The organism is Halomonas sp., assembly GCF_031581305.1.
Classification (GTDB): domain Bacteria; phylum Pseudomonadota; class Gammaproteobacteria; order Pseudomonadales; family Halomonadaceae; genus Halomonas.
Genome location: NZ_JAVLBC010000012.1, coordinates 14634 through 30257, shown reverse-complemented (window position 1 = coordinate 30257; position 15624 = coordinate 14634). Strand labels below are relative to the sequence as shown.

18 protein-coding genes are annotated in these 15624 nt (G+C 67.7%); 6 read left to right on the top strand and 12 right to left on the bottom strand.

What is annotated here, in order from left to right:
* Window positions 1–1507 (top strand): AsmA-like C-terminal region-containing protein (locus RI841_RS02410; RefSeq protein ID WP_310703974.1); only part of this gene is annotated, 1507 nt, incomplete at its 5' end.
* Entirely contained in the window at window positions 1504–2958 is a 1455-nt protein-coding gene (gene tldD / locus RI841_RS02405) for a metalloprotease TldD (protein WP_310703973.1), read from the top strand. The genes RI841_RS02410 and tldD, both read left to right, overlap by 4 nt.
* Before the next feature lie 138 nt (window positions 2959–3096).
* Here the strand turns inward: tldD and yjgA are convergent, their stop codons facing one another.
* Entirely contained in the window at window positions 3097–3603 is a 507-nt protein-coding gene (gene yjgA, locus RI841_RS02400) for a ribosome biogenesis factor YjgA (protein WP_310703971.1), read from the bottom strand.
* Between the two features lie 120 nt (window positions 3604–3723).
* Here yjgA and pmbA point away from each other — a divergent pair, with 120 nt between their 5' ends.
* Window positions 3724–5064 (top strand): metalloprotease PmbA, encoded by a 1341-nt coding sequence (gene pmbA, locus RI841_RS02395; RefSeq protein ID WP_310703970.1) that lies wholly within the window; start codon window positions 3724–3726, stop codon window positions 5062–5064.
* 136 nt (window positions 5065–5200) lie between these two features.
* Here pmbA and RI841_RS02390 read toward each other — a convergent pair whose 3' ends face one another.
* The 11 genes from RI841_RS02390 to RI841_RS02340 form a co-directional block, all read right to left on the bottom strand.
* A complete protein-coding gene (locus tag RI841_RS02390) occupies window positions 5201–5470 on the bottom strand; it encodes an HPr family phosphocarrier protein (protein WP_310703969.1) in 270 nt (89 codons plus the stop codon).
* A gap of 3 nt (window positions 5471–5473) precedes the next feature.
* Complete coding sequence (rapZ, locus tag RI841_RS02385; protein WP_310703968.1) at window positions 5474–6394, bottom strand: RNase adapter RapZ; 921 nt, start codon at window positions 6392–6394, stop codon at window positions 5474–5476.
* A 49-nt stretch (window positions 6395–6443) separates the two neighbouring features.
* On the bottom strand, window positions 6444–6929 hold the full coding sequence (gene ptsN, locus RI841_RS02380; protein ID WP_310703966.1) for a PTS IIA-like nitrogen regulatory protein PtsN: 486 nt from the start codon (window positions 6927–6929) through the stop codon (window positions 6444–6446).
* 7 nt (window positions 6930–6936) lie between these two features.
* Window positions 6937–7245, bottom strand: a complete 309-nt coding sequence (gene hpf / locus RI841_RS02375; protein ID WP_089846043.1) for a ribosome hibernation-promoting factor, HPF/YfiA family — start codon at window positions 7243–7245, stop codon at window positions 6937–6939.
* Window positions 7246–7415: 170 nt separating this feature from the next.
* Window positions 7416–8840: an RNA polymerase factor sigma-54 gene (locus tag RI841_RS02370; RefSeq protein ID WP_310703962.1), complete on the bottom strand. Its 1425-nt coding sequence runs from the start codon at window positions 8838–8840 to the stop codon at window positions 7416–7418.
* A 143-nt stretch (window positions 8841–8983) separates the two neighbouring features.
* Entirely contained in the window at window positions 8984–9709 is a 726-nt protein-coding gene (gene lptB / locus RI841_RS02365; protein ID WP_310703960.1) for an LPS export ABC transporter ATP-binding protein, read from the bottom strand.
* A complete protein-coding gene (gene lptA / locus RI841_RS02360) occupies window positions 9709–10239 on the bottom strand; it encodes a lipopolysaccharide transport periplasmic protein LptA (RefSeq protein WP_405000899.1) in 531 nt (176 codons plus the stop codon). The genes lptB and lptA overlap by 1 nt, the downstream gene beginning before the upstream one ends.
* Window positions 10236–10820, bottom strand: coding sequence for an LPS export ABC transporter periplasmic protein LptC (gene lptC / locus RI841_RS02355; protein ID WP_310703958.1), 585 nt, complete (start codon window positions 10818–10820; stop codon window positions 10236–10238). The genes lptA and lptC overlap by 4 nt, the downstream gene beginning before the upstream one ends.
* Window positions 10821–10823: 3 nt before the next feature.
* Complete coding sequence (locus RI841_RS02350; RefSeq protein ID WP_310703956.1) at window positions 10824–11381, bottom strand: HAD hydrolase family protein; 558 nt, start codon at window positions 11379–11381, stop codon at window positions 10824–10826.
* 42 nt (window positions 11382–11423) lie between these two features.
* Window positions 11424–12419 (bottom strand): KpsF/GutQ family sugar-phosphate isomerase, encoded by a 996-nt coding sequence (locus tag RI841_RS02345; protein ID WP_310703955.1) that lies wholly within the window; start codon window positions 12417–12419, stop codon window positions 11424–11426.
* A gap of 41 nt (window positions 12420–12460) precedes the next feature.
* Window positions 12461–13411 (bottom strand): calcium/sodium antiporter, encoded by a 951-nt coding sequence (locus RI841_RS02340; protein WP_310703953.1) that lies wholly within the window; start codon window positions 13409–13411, stop codon window positions 12461–12463.
* Window positions 13412–13548: 137 nt separating this feature from the next.
* On the opposite strand from RI841_RS02340, the gene RI841_RS02335 reads away from it, so the two are divergent.
* From RI841_RS02335 to mlaD, 3 genes are read left to right on the top strand one after another with little or no spacing between them, the layout of a single operon-like run.
* Window positions 13549–14361, top strand: a complete 813-nt coding sequence (locus RI841_RS02335) for an ATP-binding cassette domain-containing protein (protein WP_310703952.1) — start codon at window positions 13549–13551, stop codon at window positions 14359–14361.
* Window positions 14358–15140, top strand: coding sequence for a lipid asymmetry maintenance ABC transporter permease subunit MlaE (gene mlaE / locus RI841_RS02330; RefSeq protein WP_310703950.1), 783 nt, complete (start codon window positions 14358–14360; stop codon window positions 15138–15140). The genes RI841_RS02335 and mlaE overlap by 4 nt, the downstream gene beginning before the upstream one ends.
* A gap of 16 nt (window positions 15141–15156) precedes the next feature.
* Window positions 15157–15621 carry an outer membrane lipid asymmetry maintenance protein MlaD gene (gene mlaD, locus RI841_RS02325; protein ID WP_310703948.1) on the top strand — a complete coding sequence of 155 codons (465 nt, stop codon included), beginning with the start codon at window positions 15157–15159 and terminating at the stop codon, window positions 15619–15621.
* Window positions 15622–15624 lie beyond the last annotated feature (3 nt).

Here is a 15624-nt window from a genome sequence, read left to right as displayed (position 1 = left end):
CGGGCTGATCGAGGGCCAACTGCCCTGGCAGGGCCGCCTGGTGATCGACGACGAGGGCGCCTCGCTGCGCCTCGACAGCAGCCTGCAAGGCTTGGCCATTGCTCTGCCGGATCCGCTGGGCAAGCGCCGCGCGGCACGTCTCCCCCTGCAGCTGACCTTCGACCTGCCCCGGGGCCGCCTCGATGGCCGCCTGGGCGACCGGCTTGGCCTGCGCTGGCGCGAGCTCGATGGTGGGACTTCCGGACAGGGGCAGGCATGGCTGGGGCGCCGGCCAGACGCCTGGCCCCGGGGGGCCGGCTGGAGCGTCGAGGCCTACCAGCCGCGCCTGCCGGTGGCCGACTGGGCCCGTGCGCTGTTGCCGCTGATGCCGCAGGACGGCGGCCAGGGAGACCGAGGCGCCCCGTCAGCCCTCTCCTCGCTGGATGTCCGGACCGACTGCTTGCAGGTGCAGTCACGCTGCCTGGGGTCGCTGATCGTGGAGGGAGGCGCCCGAGGCGGGGGCTTGGAGCTGAGCCTGGACGGTAGTCTGGCCGCAGGGCGCTTGTCGTATCGGCCCGCACACGGGAATCCTCTGGATATCACGTTGGATCGGCTGGCGCTAGATGCGCTGGTGCCGCCGGCCAGTGGTAGCGGGCAACTGATGGATGAGCTCGATGTGCCGCCCGAGGCGACCCCCCTGCCGGAGGGCCTGGAGGCCGTGCCCGACGGCCGGCTGCGGATCGCCGAGATCGCCTGGCAGGGGCAGCGCCTCGGCCCCTTCAACGGGCGTTGGCGGTCGGCGGCCGACCGGCTGGTGGTCGATCCCCTGGGCCTGACGCTGGGGCAGATCAGTGCCCATGGCAATCTGGTGTGGGAGGCGAGCGGGGCCGGAGACAGCCTGACCCGGGCGCGGCTCGATCTGGATGGCCGGGACCTGGGTACTGCCCTGGCAGTGCTGGGCCAGCCGGTGGCTGTCCGTAGCGCCGAGACCCGGGTGAAGAGCCAACTGGCCTGGCCGGGAGCGCCTTGGCAGTTCGCTTTGGCCCGCTCTCGGGGCAGTCTCGAGGTGGTGCTGCGTGATGGGCGCTTCGTCAATATCGAGTCGCCCTCGGCGCGGGTCGTCGGCCTGCTCTACGTCGACAACCTGCTGCGTCGACTGAGGCTCGATTTTTCCGATGTCACCGGCCAGGGGACCGCCTTCGATCGTGTCACGGGTGCCGCTACCCTGTATGGTGGAGTGCTGGAAACCCGCGGTCCGGTGAAAATCGAGGGGGCGGCGGCCCGCTTCACCCTGGACGGCAGCGTCGACCTGGCGCGCCGGGAACTCGACCAGCGACTGGCCGTCACAGTCCCGTTAAGCAGCAACCTGCCGCTGGCGGCAGTGCTCGCTGGCGCCCCGGTGGTCGGCGGCGCCCTGTTCCTCGCCGACAAGCTGTTCGGCGATGCTATCGACCGCGTGACCCGAATCCATTATCGCGTGCAGGGCCCCTGGACCTCGCCGCGGATCTCTCTGGAAAGTGCCGAATGACATCACAGACTCATGCCATGCTCGACGAGGCCTCCGCTGTTCTTCTGACGCCGGGTGGCCTCGACCTCTCGGCCTTGGATGACGGGCTCGGCCACGCCATGGGCCCAGGCATCGACTATGCCGACCTCTACTTCCAGCGCAGCTGGCACGAGGGCTGGGTACTGGAAGATGGAGAGGTCAAGGAGGCCAGCTACAATATCGACGGTGGCGTGGGGGTGCGCGCCCTGGCCGGTGAAAAAACTGGCTTTGCCTACTCCAACCAGATCACTGCCGATGCCCTGGCCGAGACCGGTCGAACCGCCGCCGGCATCGTGCGCCGTGGCGAGCGGCTGACAGTGGCGCCGGGCATGTCCATGGCCAGCCATGCCCGCTATGCCGGGGTCGACCCGCTCACCGGCCTCTCCGCCGAGGACAAGATCGCCATGCTCAAGCTGGCCGACCGGGTGGCCCGGTCGGCGGACCCCTCGGTGGCCCAGGTCAGCGCCTCGCTCACCGGTGTCCACGAGGTGGTGCTGGTGCGTGCAAGCGACGGCACCCTGGCGGCGGATATCCGTCCCCTGGTGCGTTTCAATGTCAGCGTGATCGCGGTGCGCAACGGACGCCGTGAACGGGGCAGCGCCGGCGGTGGCGGTCGCTACGCCATGGTGCGGCTGCGTGACGAGAACGTCGCCGAGCGCTATGCCCGGGAGGCAGTGAGACAGGCGCTGGTCAACCTGGAGGCCGTCGAGGCGCCGGCTGGCCAGATGCCGGTCGTGCTGGGCCCGGGCTGGCCGGGCATACTGCTTCACGAGGCCGTGGGTCACGGCCTGGAGGGGGACTTCAATCGCAAGGGCAGCTCGGCCTTCGCCGGGCGCATCGGTCAGCAGGTCGCCTCACGCGGGGTGACCGTGGTCGACGATGCCACCCTGGCTGATCGGCGTGGCTCGTTGAGCGTCGACGACGAAGGGACGCCGGGACAGAGCACCACCCTGATCGAGGACGGCATCCTGACCGGCTACATGCAGGACAAGCTCAATGCCCGGCTGATGGGCATGGCGCCGACCGGCAACGCCCGGCGCGAGTCCTTCGCCCATCTGCCGATGCCACGCATGACCAACACCTACATGCGCGCCGGCAATGACGACCCGGCGGACATCTTGAAGAGCGTGTCGCGGGGCCTCTATGCGGTGAGCTTCGGTGGTGGCCAGGTGGATATCACCTCCGGCAAGTTCGTCTTCTCGGCCAGCGAGGCCTATCTGATCGAGAATGGCCGTATCACCGCCCCCGTGAAGGGGGCGACCTTGATCGGCAATGGCCCCGAGGCCATGGGCCGCGTCTCGATGATCGGCCACGACATGGAACTCGACACCGGCATCGGCGTCTGCGGCAAGGAGGGGCAGGGTGTGCCGGTAGGCGTAGGCCAGCCGACGCTCAAGCTCGACGAGCTGACCGTGGGGGGAACACAGTCATGACCCCTTCGGGGAGCTGTAAGCTATAAGCGTTAAGCTGTAAGAAAACCCCTGCCACCGGCGGTTCCGGTGGCATCTTCCCGGCTTACGGCTTACGGCTTACGGCTTACGGCTTACGGCTTACGGCTTACGGCTTACGGCTCAGAGTTCGGCGGTATCGCGGATCAACCGGAACAGTCGACGGGCGTTGGTCGGCGGCTTTTCCTGGTCCCGCTCGCGGCGGGCATTGCGGATCAACTGGCGCAGAGCCTGGCGGTCGACGTCGGGGAACTCGGTGACGAAGGCCTCCACGGCGTCGTCGCCGTCGGCGATCAACCGGTCGCGCCACTTTTCCAGGCGGTGGAAGGCATGGTCACGACGCAGCGTCTCGTTCTCGATCTCGTCGAATACCGCCTGGATGCCATCGAGGTCTTCGCCGCGCATCAGCTTGCCGACGTACTGCATGTGGCGCCGGCGGGCCTCGCGGGCCTTGATGCGCCCCGTCTCCTCGATGGCCCGCAGCAGGTCGTCGGAGAGCGGGAAGCGGGAGCGCTGGGCATCGCTCATGGCGATGATCTGTTCGCCGAGCTGCTGCAGGGCTTGCATCTCGCGCTTGATTTGGGACTTGCTGGGCCGTTCGTCGGCCGGGGAGAGGTCATCCTGGGTCATGCCGGTTCCACGTCAGTCGGGATCGAATTGTGCACCAGTATATCAGCCCGCGACACGGGGCTGGACAATGCATCATCTTGAGGACCGGTCTGATGGCCGGCCGAGTGAGGAGAGACGTTCATGACACAGGCTTTCGATGCCGCTGCGCAGCAGACCCTGCTGGAGAGTCGCGCCCGGATGGCCCTGGAGCTGGCTCGTCGGCTGGGGGCCGATGCCTGCGAGGTGGGGGCAAGCGTCGACCAGGGCGTCGGCGTCAGCGTCCGCGAGGGCGAGGTGGAGACGGTCGAGCTGTCCCGGGACCAGGGGATCGCCGTCACCGTCTATGTGGGACACCGCAAGGGCAGTGCCTCCTCCAGTGACGCCGGTGAGGCCTCGGTGCGTGCCGTGGTCGAGAAGGCGCTGGCAATCGCCTGTCACACCGGTGAGGATCCGGCTTCGGGCCTGGCCGACGCGCGACTGATGGCCACCGAGCTGCCGGACCTCGATGTCCATCATCCCTGGCCGCTCTCCATCGACGCGGCCACCGACCTGGCGCTGCGCTGCGAGTCAGCCGGCCGAGGCATGGCGGGCATCAGGAGTTCCGACGGAGCCAGCCTCTCCAGCGGCGAGGGGGTGCGCGTCTACGCCAACAGCCATGGCTTTCTGGGCAGCCAGTGTGGTAGCCGCCACTCGCTCTCCTGCATGCTGATTGCCGAGGACGAGAATGGCATGCAGCGCGACTATGACTACACCAGCGCTCGCGCGCCTCGCGATATGGCTGCTGCCGAGGCGGTGGGCAAAAGTGCCGCCCGCCGTACCCTGCGGCGCCTGGGGGGCCGGCGGCCGGCCACCGGACGGATGCCGGTACTCTTCGACCCGAGCCTTGCCAGCGGGCTGGTGGGCCACCTGATGGGGGCGATCGCCGGGGGGGCCCTCTATCGCCAGGCTTCCTTCCTGTGCGATCGGCTGAATACCCCCCTCTTTCCCGAGTGGTTCAGCCTCGGCGAACGGCCCATGGAGGTCGGCGCCATGGCGAGCTCGCCATTCGACGGCGACGGCGTGCAGACCCGTGACAATGTCTTCGTTCGCGACGGTCGCCTGGCCAGCTACATGCTTTCGGCCTACAGCGCCCGGCGGTTGGATCTCGAGACAACGGGCAATGCCGGTGGGGCGCGCAACCTGCGCATCACCGCGCCGCTGGAGAGCCGCGAGGCACTGCTCGCCCGCATGGGCCGCGGCGTGCTGGTCACCGAGCTGATGGGGCAGGGGGTCAACGGCGTGACCGGCGACTATTCTCGTGGTGCCGCCGGCTTCTGGGTCGAGGACGGCGAGATCCGGCATCCGGTGGAGGAGTTCACCATCGCCGGCAACCTGGAGACGATGTTCCAAGGCCTTGTCGGCGTGGGGGACGATATCGATACCCGCGGTAGTATCCATACCGGCAGCTGGCTGGTCGACGAGATGATGGTGGCCGGTGGCTGACCCCTTCGGGGAGCTATAAGCTGTAAGCTTGAAGCTGTAAGAAAAAAACACTACCTATCAGCTGGTTGGGTAGCATCTTTTTCCGCTTACGGCTTACGGCTTACGGCTTACGGCTTACGGCTTACGGCTTACGATGTCAGCCGTCTTCCTCGAAGCGGGACTCGAAGAGTCGGGTGATCGCCTCAAGGGCCGCTTCGGCGTCCTCCCCCTCGGTGCAGACCTCCAGCTCGGTGCCGCAGGGGGCGGCGAGGATCAGCAGCGACATGATGTTGCCGGCATCGGCCTGCTGGTCACCACGGCACACAGTGACGTGAGCGTCAAAGGGCTGGCAGCACTGCACCAGCTTCGTGGCGGCGCGGGCATGCAGGCCGCGCCGGTTGGTCAGGGTCAATTTGCGACTCGGCACGCCTCAGGTTCCTTCCTTCGCGGGTGTTCCCTCGGCCTCTTCCTGGCTGGCGGGGAGAGTGAGCTGCATCCCCAGTTCACGGTGGCGCAGCCGCACTCCGGCATGTCGGCTCGCCAGCCGGTCGGCCAGGCGTTCGGCCAGGTAGACGGAGCGATGCTGGCCGCCGGTGCAGCCGATGGCCACCGTGAGGTAGCTGCGCTGGCTGGCCTGGTAGTGCGGCAGCCAGCGCTCCACCCAGGCGACGATATCGTCGAGCATCTCGACGACGATCGAGTAGCTATCGAGGAAGGCGATAATGCTGGAATCGCGTCCGGTAGCATCGCGCAGTGCGGGATCCCAGTAGGGGTTGGGCAGGCAGCGGGCATCGAAGACGATGTCCGCATCCAGTGGCACTCCGCGTTTGAAGCCGAAGGATTCAATGGTCAGGGTCATCCGTTCGGCCCGGTGGCCAGCGACCTGGTCGGTGATGCGCCCGCGTAGCTCGTGGACCGAGAGACGCGTGGTGTCGATCACCAGGTCGGCGAGGTCGCGTATCTTGGAAAGGGACTGCTCCTCGGTATCGATCGCCTCGGCAAGCGTCATGTCGCTGCCGCGGGTCAGGGGGTGCCGGCGGCGGGTCTGGGAGTAACGCTCGAGGAGTATGCGCGCGTCGGTGGTCAGATAGACCACCTGGCAGTCAACCTGGCGATCACGCAACTCTGCTAGCAGCTCGGGGAAACGCTCCAGGGCGTCGGGCAGGTTGCGGGCATCGATGCTGACGGCGATCGAGGAGCGCAGGGAGCGGCCATCCTGCAGTTCGTCGACGAGTGGGCCGAGAAGCATCGCTGGCAGGTTGTCGATGGCATAGTAGCCCAGGTCTTCCAGCGCCTGCAGCGCGATCGACTTGCCGGAGCCTGACCGGCCACTGATGATCACAAGCTGCATGCGGGTCTCCTGGTCGTGGGGGTGGCCGGGCAGGCCCGAAGCGGGAGGGTCAGCCGCCCTGGCTGCCAGACGGGGCTTGTCGTCGAATCGCCTCCGTGAGGCGCTCATGGAGTTCGCGCTGGCTGGTGCTGTGACGCAACTGAGCACGGGTTTCGGCATCGTTCATTACCCCGGCGACCTGACCGAGCAGGGCCAGGTGGGCCTCGTCGGCTTCCTCCGGCACCAGTAGCACGAAGACCAGATCGACCGGCTCCCCGTCGATGGCGTCGAAGTCCACCGGCTCGGCCAGCTTGAGGAAGCCGGCGATGGGGGCCTTGCAGTGGGGGTTGCGGGCATGGGGAATAGCGACCCCATTGCCGATGCCGGTACTGCCTAGCCGCTCACGCCCGATCAGTCGGCTGAAGACCTCCTGACTGTCGAGACTGGGGGTGTTTTGGGCGATGAAGGTGCTGAAGAACTCCAGCACCCGCTTTTTGCTCCCCCCGGGGACATCGAAGAGGGCGCGCTCGGGGGGCAGGATGGCATCCAGTGTCATGACGGGATCAGCGGGCGCCGGCGCCCTGTGCGCGGGCCTGGGCCTTTTCCTTGTGCTTGACCAGCTGGCGGTCGAGCTTGTCGGCCAAGGCATCGATGGCGGCGTACATGTCGTTCTCCATGGCCTCGGCATGCAGATCGGCACCGGCAGCATGCAGGGTACAGGCTGCCTGCTGGCGCTCCTTTTCCACGGAGAGGGTGACCTGCACGTTGGTGATGTTGTCGTAGTGGCGCTCCACGCGGGTGAGCTTCTCTTGCACATAGTCACGTAGGGCGTCGGTCAGTTCCACATGATGGCCGGTGATGTTGACTTGCATGACACGCTCCTTGCTTGGTCGGTTGAAAGGGTGATTGTAACCCTTTTTGCTGTCCTGCATACCCCTACGTCCATGGGGATTCGTGAGGTGCATGACCAGCATCATTTCAATCGCTTGAGTCCGTCCGAAGGGGCGGGGTCCGCTGGCTCGAGCCACGCCGACACTGTGGTTCAATGCAGCCGCTTGCGCTCGCTGGAGGACGGAATGCCCATCGCCTCGCGATACTTCGCGACCGTGCGCCGTGCGACGCTGATGCCGGCCTCATTGAGCAGGGTGACCAGCTTGCTGTCGGAGAGGGGCTTGCGAGGTGGCTCGTCCTGGATCAGCTTGCGGATCCGCGCGCGGATGGCAGTGCTGGAGTGAGCGTCGCCCTCACCGCCAGTGCCCCCCACCTGACTGGAGAAGAAGTACTTGAGCTCGAACATCCCGCGCGGGGTGTGGATGAACTTCTGGGTGGTGACCCGTGAGATGGTCGATTCGTGCATCTCCACCGCCTGGGCGATATCGGCCAGGATCAGGGGCTTCATTGCTTCCTCGCCCTGCTCCAGGAACTCGAGCTGGTGCACCATGATCTCGCGGCCTACCCGCAGCAGGGTGTCGTTGCGGCTGGACAGGCTCTTCATTAGCCAGCGTGCCTCCTGGAGGTGATCCTTGAGGAACTGGTTGTCCTCGCTCCTGTCGGCCCGCCGAATCAGGGCGGCATAGTCGGGCTGGATGCGCAGTCTCGGCATGGCCTCGGGGTTGAGTTCCACCTGCCAGCCATCGCGGGTGTGGCGGGCGATAAGATCGGGGATGACATAGGCACTGTCGCTGTCGGTGAAGGCGCTGCCGGGGCGAGGATCCAGGGAGCGCACCAGCGCGATCACCGTGTCCAGGGCGTCGTCATCGAGGCCGAGACGGCGTTTGAGCAGGCGGCGATCATCGCCGGCGAGGGCCTCGAGGAACTGGCGAACCAGGCGTCGGGCCTGCGGCACCAGTGTGGTGTTGTCGGGCAGGCTGGCAAGCTGCAGCATCAGGCACTCGCGCAGGTCGCGGGCGAAGACCCCCGTGGGCTCGAACTGCTGCAGGCGCAGCAGCACCTGATCGACCTCGCGGGTCTTGAGCCCTTCGAGGCCCTGGGTCCTGAGGCCGTCACGGATCTCCTCCAGGGGCTGGGTCAGGTAGCCGTCGCCGTTGATACTGTCGATCAGGCTCTCGGCGATGCGCCGCTGACGTGCGTCCAGGTCGGTCATGGCCAGCTGCCAGGCCAGATGGCCCTGCAGGCTCTGGCCCGATGCCTGGCGCTCGAAATCCGGGCCCTCGCCAATACCGCCAGTGGGCGCGGTACCCAGGTCCTGATAGGTGTCGGACCAGTCGCTGTCGGTACTGAGCTGGTCGGGGATCTCGCTGGCCCACTCCTCGTCGGGCGCCTCGTCGACCGCCTGCTCACCGAAGTCATCCTCCACCTCGAGCATGGGGTTGGACTCCAGTGCCTGCTGGATCTCCTGACGCAGGTCCAGGGTCGAGAGCTGCAGCAGCGCAATGGCCTGCTGAAGCTGAGGGGTCATGGTCAGCTGGGTGCCGACGCGCAGTTGCAGGGACGCCTTCATGGCCATGAGAAGAGTGCCCTCGGCTTGCCGAAAACCCCAACCCTAGCCGCTGGACGGGGGCGCTGGCAAGCGGAAAAACTGCAACATTCGTGCCATGCGCAATATTCATGCCGTTGCGTGGCAATGATAAAAATATCAGTTGATTGCGGTCAGAGGCGAAAGTCCTCGCCCAGGTAGACCTCGCGGACGCGCTGGTCGGCGAGGATCGCCTCGGCGTCGCCCTCGGCGATGATGCGGCCGTCACCGACGATGTAGGCGGTGTCGCAGATATCGAGGGTCTCACGGACATTGTGGTCGGTGATCAGAACGCCGATATCGCGGTCCTTCAGCTGGCGGATGATGCCCTTGATCTCGCCCACCGAGATGGGGTCGACGCCGGCGAAGGGCTCGTCGAGCAGGATAAAGGCGGGTTCCGTTGCCAGGGCCCTGGCAATCTCGACCCGCCGGCGTTCGCCCCCGGAGAGGCTCATGCCGAGGTTGTTGCGGATATGTGTCACGTGGAAGTCCTCGAGCAGCTGCTCGAGCCGGGCCCATCGCCCGGCGCGGTCGAGGTCCTTGCGGGTCTCTAGGATCGCCATGATGTTGTCGGCGACCGACAGCTTGCGGAAGATCGAGGCCTCCTGGGGCAGGTAGCCGATACCGGCACGAGCCCGTTCATGCATGGCTGCTCGGGAGAGGTCGAGGTCGTCGATACGCACCTCGCCGGCGTCGGCCCGAACCAGCCCGACGATCATGTAGAACGAGGTAGTCTTGCCGGCGCCGTTGGGACCGAGCAGCCCGACAATCTGGCCCTGCTCGATGGAGAGGCTGATGTCCTGTACTACCCGGCGGCGCTTGTAGCTCTTGGCCAGGTGGCGGGCGCTCAGGGTCTTCATTACGGACCGTCCTGCTGCTCGGGTTCGAGCGTCATGCGCACGCGCTGGCGCTCCTCGACGCCCTCGGCCTCGGCCCGGGCCTGGACCACGCGACGGTCGAGGAAGTATTCCAGGTAGCCCCCGTCGAAGGTATCGCCGCCTTGGTGGAGTTCGGCCCGATCGATCAGCTCGATGCGGCGCTCGGCGACATGGTAGACGATGGTGCGTCCCCAGCCGCGTACCAAGGGTTCGTCCGGGGCGGGTCGTTGCTCGATGTAGGCACGCTCGCCGGTGGCGGTGGCGCGGTTCAGCTGGCCCTGGTCGTTGCGCCGGATCTCCACCCGGGCGCCGGTCAACTGCATGCTGCCCTGGCGGATGTCCACGTCGCCGGTGTAGACGGCGGTGCCGGCGCGGTCGTCGAGGTCGAGGCGGTCGGCCTCCACCTCGATCGGGGCGCTGGCATCACCCTCGAGAGCCAGGGCCGGGACGCTGCCCAGCAGCATGCCGACGACGCCGAGGGTCAGCAGGGGGATGAAGGGGGATCGCGTCATGACTCGGGGTCCTCGCGGGTGTCAGGCGGATGGTGGCCGTGCACATTGTCGGTCAGCCGGGCGCGGTTGTCATGGATCCAGGCGTCGAAGCGCTCGCCGCGCATCTGCTGGGGCGGCTGGCGCAGCAGGGCCGGGGTGTCACTCCAGGCGTGACCGCTGTCGGCATCGAAGTGGAGCACCTCGGTATCGAGCTGCCAGCGCTCGGCGGGGGCCAGAAGTCGCGCGTCCCCGGAGAGGGTGAGCGGGTTGCCGCCTGCCCCGAGGATGCCGCGCTCTCCGCTGGCCAGCCAGACCCGCTGCGAGTCGTCCAGCAGGCGTCCTCGTGGGCGCGCCAGGCGGGTGACGTCGTCATGTGGGGTATGGGTCAGGCGTGGGGTGTCGAGTCGCTGGTGGGGATGTCCCTGGGCATCGAAGCGGGTCAGCCGGGCGTCCTCCAGGTAGTAGTCCGGCTCGCCGGCCTCGTCCCCCGGCACGGGGCCGGGGGGCGGGGCATCACGCAGGTCGAGCAATGCCAGTCCGCCGCCCAGGGCGAGCAGCAGCAGGAACAGGCCGGTGCGGAAGCCGGGGTGCGGCAGGCGCATGGCTCAGGTCGTGCCGTACAGGTAGGTGTCGATCACGGCATCCCAGTGCCCCTGGGCCTGGAGCAGGGTGTCGCAGATCTCGCGCACGGCGCCATGGCCGCCCACGGACGCGGTGACCCAGTCGGCATGCTGGCGGATATAGGCCGGCGCGCCGGGCACGCTGATGCCGACCCCGGCGCGCCGGATGGCGGCCACGTCGGGCATGTCGTCACCGCAGTAGGCGGCCTGCTCGAGCTCCAGGCCCAGGCGGGTGCAGAGCTCGCGCAGCACGGTGAGCTTCTTCTCGGCCCCCTGGAAGACATGCTTGACGCCCAGCGCGGCGGCGCGCCGGCTGACCATCGGCGAGTCGCGGCCGGTGATGAAGGCCACCACGATGCCGGCACGCTGCACGAGCTTGATGCCATGGCCGTCGTGGGTATGGAAGGCCTTGATCTCGACGCCATCGGCCTGGAAGTAGAGGCGGCCATCGGTGAGCACGCCGTCCACGTCCAGGGCGAGCAGGCGGACGCGGCGCAGGCGGTCGACGAGTTGGCTGTCGAGCAGGGGAGAATCGAGGCTCATGGTGTCTCCAGCAGTCGGGGGCTTGGGTGAGCGTACAGGGCGTCAGATGACGCCGCTGGCGAGCAGGTCATGCATGTGCAGGGCGCCGACCGGGCGGCCGTCGGCATCGACCACGGCCAGCGCCGAGATGCGGTTGTCCTCCATGATGCGGACCACCTCGGCGGCCAGGGTGTCGGGGGCGACGCGCTTGCCGGGGCGGGTCATGACATCGTCGACGGCGAGGCCGGAGAGGTCGCTGTGCTGGTCGAGGGTGCGGCGCAGGTCACCGTCGGTGTAGACCCCGGCCAGGCGCCCGTCGGCGTCGACCACACAGGTGAAGCCCAGCCCCTGGCGGGTGATCTCCAGCAGGGCATCGCGCAGCGGGCTGCCCAGGTCGACCCTGGGCAGCCGGTCCCCCTCGTGCATCAGGTCGGCGACCCGCAGCAGCAGGCGCTTGCCCAGGCTGCCGCCGGGGTGGGAGAGGGCGAACTGCTCGGCCGTGAAGCCGCGCGACTCGAGCAGCGCCACGGCCAGGGCGTCGCCGAGCGCCAGGGCGGCGGTGGTGGACGAGGTGGGTGCCAGGTCCAGCGGGCAGGCCTCTCGCTCGACCCCGGCATCCAGGTGGGCCTCGGCATGCCGGGCCAGGGTCGAGCCCGGCCGGCCGGTCATGCTGATCAGCGGCGTGCCCATGCGCTTGAGCAGGGGCAGCAGGGCGGTGACCTCGGCGGTCTCGCCGGAATTGGAGAGGGCCAGCACCACGTCGCCGGGGGTGATCATGCCCAGGTCGCCGTGGCTGGCCTCGCCGGGATGCACGAAGAAGGCCGGCGTGCCGGTGCTGGCCAGAGTGGCGGCGATCTTGCCGGCGACATGGCCTGACTTGCCCATGCCGGTGACCACCACGCGTCCGCGACAGGCCAGGATCAGCTCGCAGGCGTGGTCGAAGGCGTCGTCGAGGCGACCGGCCAGGGCGGCGATGGCCTGCTGTTCCAGTTCCAGGGTGCGGCGGGCACTCTCGCGCAGGAGGGACGTGCCGGCCGCTGAGGGAGCGTCATGGGTCATGGCGATGATTGTTGCCCGTTGTGGGGTTTCACTCAAGGGGATCAGCCGACGGAGGAGGGGCCGGCGCTGCCGAGCCAGGCCAGGTAGCCGGCGTAGCCGAGTACCAGCAGACCCCCCGGCAGGCGCCCCAGGTGGCCGCGGCGATTCCAGAGCAGCAGCGCCCCCAGCGCCAGGGTCAGCACCAGCATCACCGGGTAGTCGCGTCCGGCAGCGGCGGGATCCGTGGCGCCAGGAGCCAGCAGCGCCGGCACCGGGAGCACGGTCAGCATGTTGAAGAGGTTGGAGCCGATGACGTTGCCGATGGCCAGGTCGTGGTGACGCTTGAGGGCGCTGGCCACGCAGGCCGCCAGTTCCGGCAGGCTGGTGCCGATGGCCACCACGGTCAGCCCGATCACCAGTTCGCTGACGCCGAGTCCCCTGGCCAGCTCGCTGGCGCCCCACACCAGGGCCCGGGAGCTGGCCACCATGATCACCAGCGTGGCCACCAGCCAGCCCAGGGCCTGGCCAAGCGCCATGCCGGGAATCTCGCCGGCACTCTCGTCATCGGGGGTATCGGCGAGGAACAGCCACCACAAGCTGAATACCAGCAGTGTCAGCAACAGCACGCCGTCGAAGCGGTCGAGGTGGCCGTTGGCCAGGGCGTAGCCGGCCAGGCCGGTGGCGCCGAGCAGCAGCGGCAGCTCGCGGCGCACGATGGAGAAGCGTACCGGGATCGGTACCACCAGGGCCGTCACGCCCAGCACCAGGGCGATGTTGGCGATGTTGGAGCCCAGCGCGTTGCCGATGGCGAGATCCGGCACGCCATCCAGGGAGGCCATCACCGAGACCACGATCTCCGGTGCCGAGGTGCCCAGCGAGACGACGGTCATCCCCACCAGCAGGGTGCTCATGCCGGCCCGCCAGGCGGTGGCCGCGGCTGCACCGACGAAGCGGTCGGCACTCCACAGCAGGCCGACGAAGCCGAGCATGATGATCAGCAGGGGGAGCAGCATGGCGAGGTCCGAGTCAATGGAGGGAGGGCGCACATTGAACATGTCGGGCCCCTGGAGGTGCAAGATGCGAGGGCGCTGGCACGCCGGGTCAAGGTTAGGATACGATGTTCGATAATATTCTCGAGGATGGTGAAGCGATGACGGACTCCCCCTTCGTGGAAGTGGAGAGCCTGCACTTCTCGCGCGGCGAGATGGACATCTTCCGCGGCGTCGACCTGGTCATCCCGCGCGGTCGGATTACGGCCATCATGGGCCCCAGCGGTACCGGCAAGACCACCCTGCTCAAGATGATCGGCGGCCAGCTGACCCCCGACGCGGGGCGGGTGCGCATCGATGGCCAGGACGTTCATGCGCTGTCGCGCAAGGCGCTGTTCGTGCTGCGCCGACGCATGGGGATGCTGTTCCAGAGCGGGGCGCTGTTCTCCGACCTCGATGTCTACGAGAACGTGGCCTTCCCGCTGCGGGTGCATACTGACCTGCCCGAGGCCATGATCCGCGACGTTGTGCTGATGAAGCTCCAGGCCGTCGGGCTGCGCGGGGCCCGGGAGCTGAAGACCTCCGAGCTCTCCGGGGGCATGGCCCGACGAGTGGCGCTGGCGCGCGCCATCGCCCTGGATCCGGAGCTGATCCTCTACGACGAGCCCTTCGCCGGGCAGGACCCCATCTCCATGGGCGTACTGGTGCAACTGATCAAGCGCCTCAATGAGGCCCTGGGGCTGACGGCGGTGGTGGTCTCCCACGACATCAAGGAGACCCTGTCCATCGCCGACTATGTGTACGTGATCTCCGATGGCCAGGTGATGGCTCATGGCACGCCGGCGAACCTCGACGCGGACCGCGACCCCCGGGTCAGCCAGTTCATGCATGGCGAGCCCGACGGGCCGGTGCCCTTCCACTACCCGGCGATGGATTTCCATGCCGATATTCTGGGCAGCGGGGGACCGCGATGATCGACCGGATCCGACTCCTGGGGCGGCGTGGCTGCGACCTGATGGAGTCGCTGGGCCGGGCCGGGATCTTTCTCGGCCAGTCGGCGGTGGGGGTGCCGTCTCGCGAGGGTCTCTACCTCTGGGTGCGGCAGATGCACTTCGTCGGCGTGATGTCGCTGGCCATCGTGCTGGTCTCGGGCCTGTTCATCGGCATGGTGCTGGCCCTGCAGGGCTACACTATCCTGGTCGACTTCGGGGCCGAGCAGGCGCTGGGGCAGATGGTGGCCCTCTCCCTGCTGCGCGAGCTGGGGCCGGTGGTGGCGGCGCTGCTGTTCGCCGGCCGAGCCGGCTCCGCGCTGACCGCCGAGATCGGCCTGATGAAGGCGACCGAGCAGCTGACCAGCATGGAGATGATCGGGGTCGATCCGCTGCGGCGCATCGTGGCCCCGCGACTCTGGGCCGGCTTCGTGGCCCTGCCGCTGCTGACCATCGGCTTCAGCGTGGTCGGGGTCTGGGGCGGCCAACTGGTCGGTGTCGAGTGGCTCGGCGTCTTCGAGGGCTCCTACTGGGGCAACATGCAGGCCAGCGTCGCGTTCATCGACGACGTGGGCAACGGCCTGATCAAGAGCCTGGTGTTCGCCCTGGTGGTGACCTGGATCGCGGTGTTCCAGGGCCATGACCTGATCCCCACCTCGGAAGGCATCTCGCGTGCCACCACTCGGACGGTGGTCTATTCCTCTCTGGCGGTACTGGGCCTGGATTTCGTGCTCACCGCCCTGATGTTCGGAGAGCTTTCCTGATGTTCGGAGCAAACGGATGAAGCGCAGCAAGACGATGGAGCTCGGGGTCGGCCTGTTCATGCTGGCCGGCATCCTGGGCCTGGTGTTCCTGGGGCTGAGGGTCAGTGGCCTGAGCCTCGCCCTGCCCAGCGAGACCTTCCGGCTGGAAGCCAACTTCGCCAACATCGGCGGCCTCAAGCCGCGGGCGCGGGTGACCATGGCCGGTGTCACCGTGGGGCGGGTCGAGGCCATCGAACTGGACACCGACTGGTATGACGCGCGGGTGGTGATGGAGCTCGATGGGGAACTGGAAGGTCAGATCCCCGAGGACAGCACCGCCGCCATCCTCACCGCGGGCCTGCTGGGGGAGCAGTATATCGGGCTCTCGGTGGGCGGGGCGCCCGAAACCCTCGCCGATGGCGATACCCTGCGCGATACCCAGTCTGCCCTGGTGCTCGAGGAGCTGATCCAGCAGTTCGTGTCCAGCATGGTCAAGGAGTGAACG

Coding starts and splice junctions, on each gene's coding strand:
- tldD (WP_310703973.1), top strand. CDS start 1,504: ATGACATCACAGACTCATGCCATGCTCGACGAGGCCTCCGCTGTTCTT.
- yjgA (WP_310703971.1), bottom strand. CDS start 3,603: ATGACCCAGGATGACCTCTCCCCGGCCGACGAACGGCCCAGCAAGTCC.
- pmbA (WP_310703970.1), top strand. CDS start 3,724: ATGACACAGGCTTTCGATGCCGCTGCGCAGCAGACCCTGCTGGAGAGT.
- rapZ (WP_310703968.1), bottom strand. CDS start 6,394: ATGCAGCTTGTGATCATCAGTGGCCGGTCAGGCTCCGGCAAGTCGATC.
- ptsN (WP_310703966.1), bottom strand. CDS start 6,929: ATGACACTGGATGCCATCCTGCCCCCCGAGCGCGCCCTCTTCGATGTC.
- hpf (WP_089846043.1), bottom strand. CDS start 7,245: ATGCAAGTCAACATCACCGGCCATCATGTGGAACTGACCGACGCCCTA.
- RI841_RS02370 (WP_310703962.1), bottom strand. CDS start 8,840: ATGGCCATGAAGGCGTCCCTGCAACTGCGCGTCGGCACCCAGCTGACC.
- lptB (WP_310703960.1), bottom strand. CDS start 9,709: ATGAAGACCCTGAGCGCCCGCCACCTGGCCAAGAGCTACAAGCGCCGC.
- lptA (WP_405000899.1), bottom strand. CDS start 10,239: ATGACGCGATCCCCCTTCATCCCCCTGCTGACCCTCGGCGTCGTCGGC.
- lptC (WP_310703958.1), bottom strand. CDS start 10,820: ATGCGCCTGCCGCACCCCGGCTTCCGCACCGGCCTGTTCCTGCTGCTG.
- RI841_RS02350 (WP_310703956.1), bottom strand. CDS start 11,381: ATGAGCCTCGATTCTCCCCTGCTCGACAGCCAACTCGTCGACCGCCTG.
- RI841_RS02345 (WP_310703955.1), bottom strand. CDS start 12,419: ATGACCCATGACGCTCCCTCAGCGGCCGGCACGTCCCTCCTGCGCGAG.
- RI841_RS02340 (WP_310703953.1), bottom strand. CDS start 13,411: ATGCTGCTCCCCCTGCTGATCATCATGCTCGGCTTCGTCGGCCTGCTG.
- RI841_RS02335 (WP_310703952.1), top strand. CDS start 13,549: ATGACGGACTCCCCCTTCGTGGAAGTGGAGAGCCTGCACTTCTCGCGC.
- mlaE (WP_310703950.1), top strand. CDS start 14,358: ATGATCGACCGGATCCGACTCCTGGGGCGGCGTGGCTGCGACCTGATG.
- mlaD (WP_310703948.1), top strand. CDS start 15,157: ATGAAGCGCAGCAAGACGATGGAGCTCGGGGTCGGCCTGTTCATGCTG.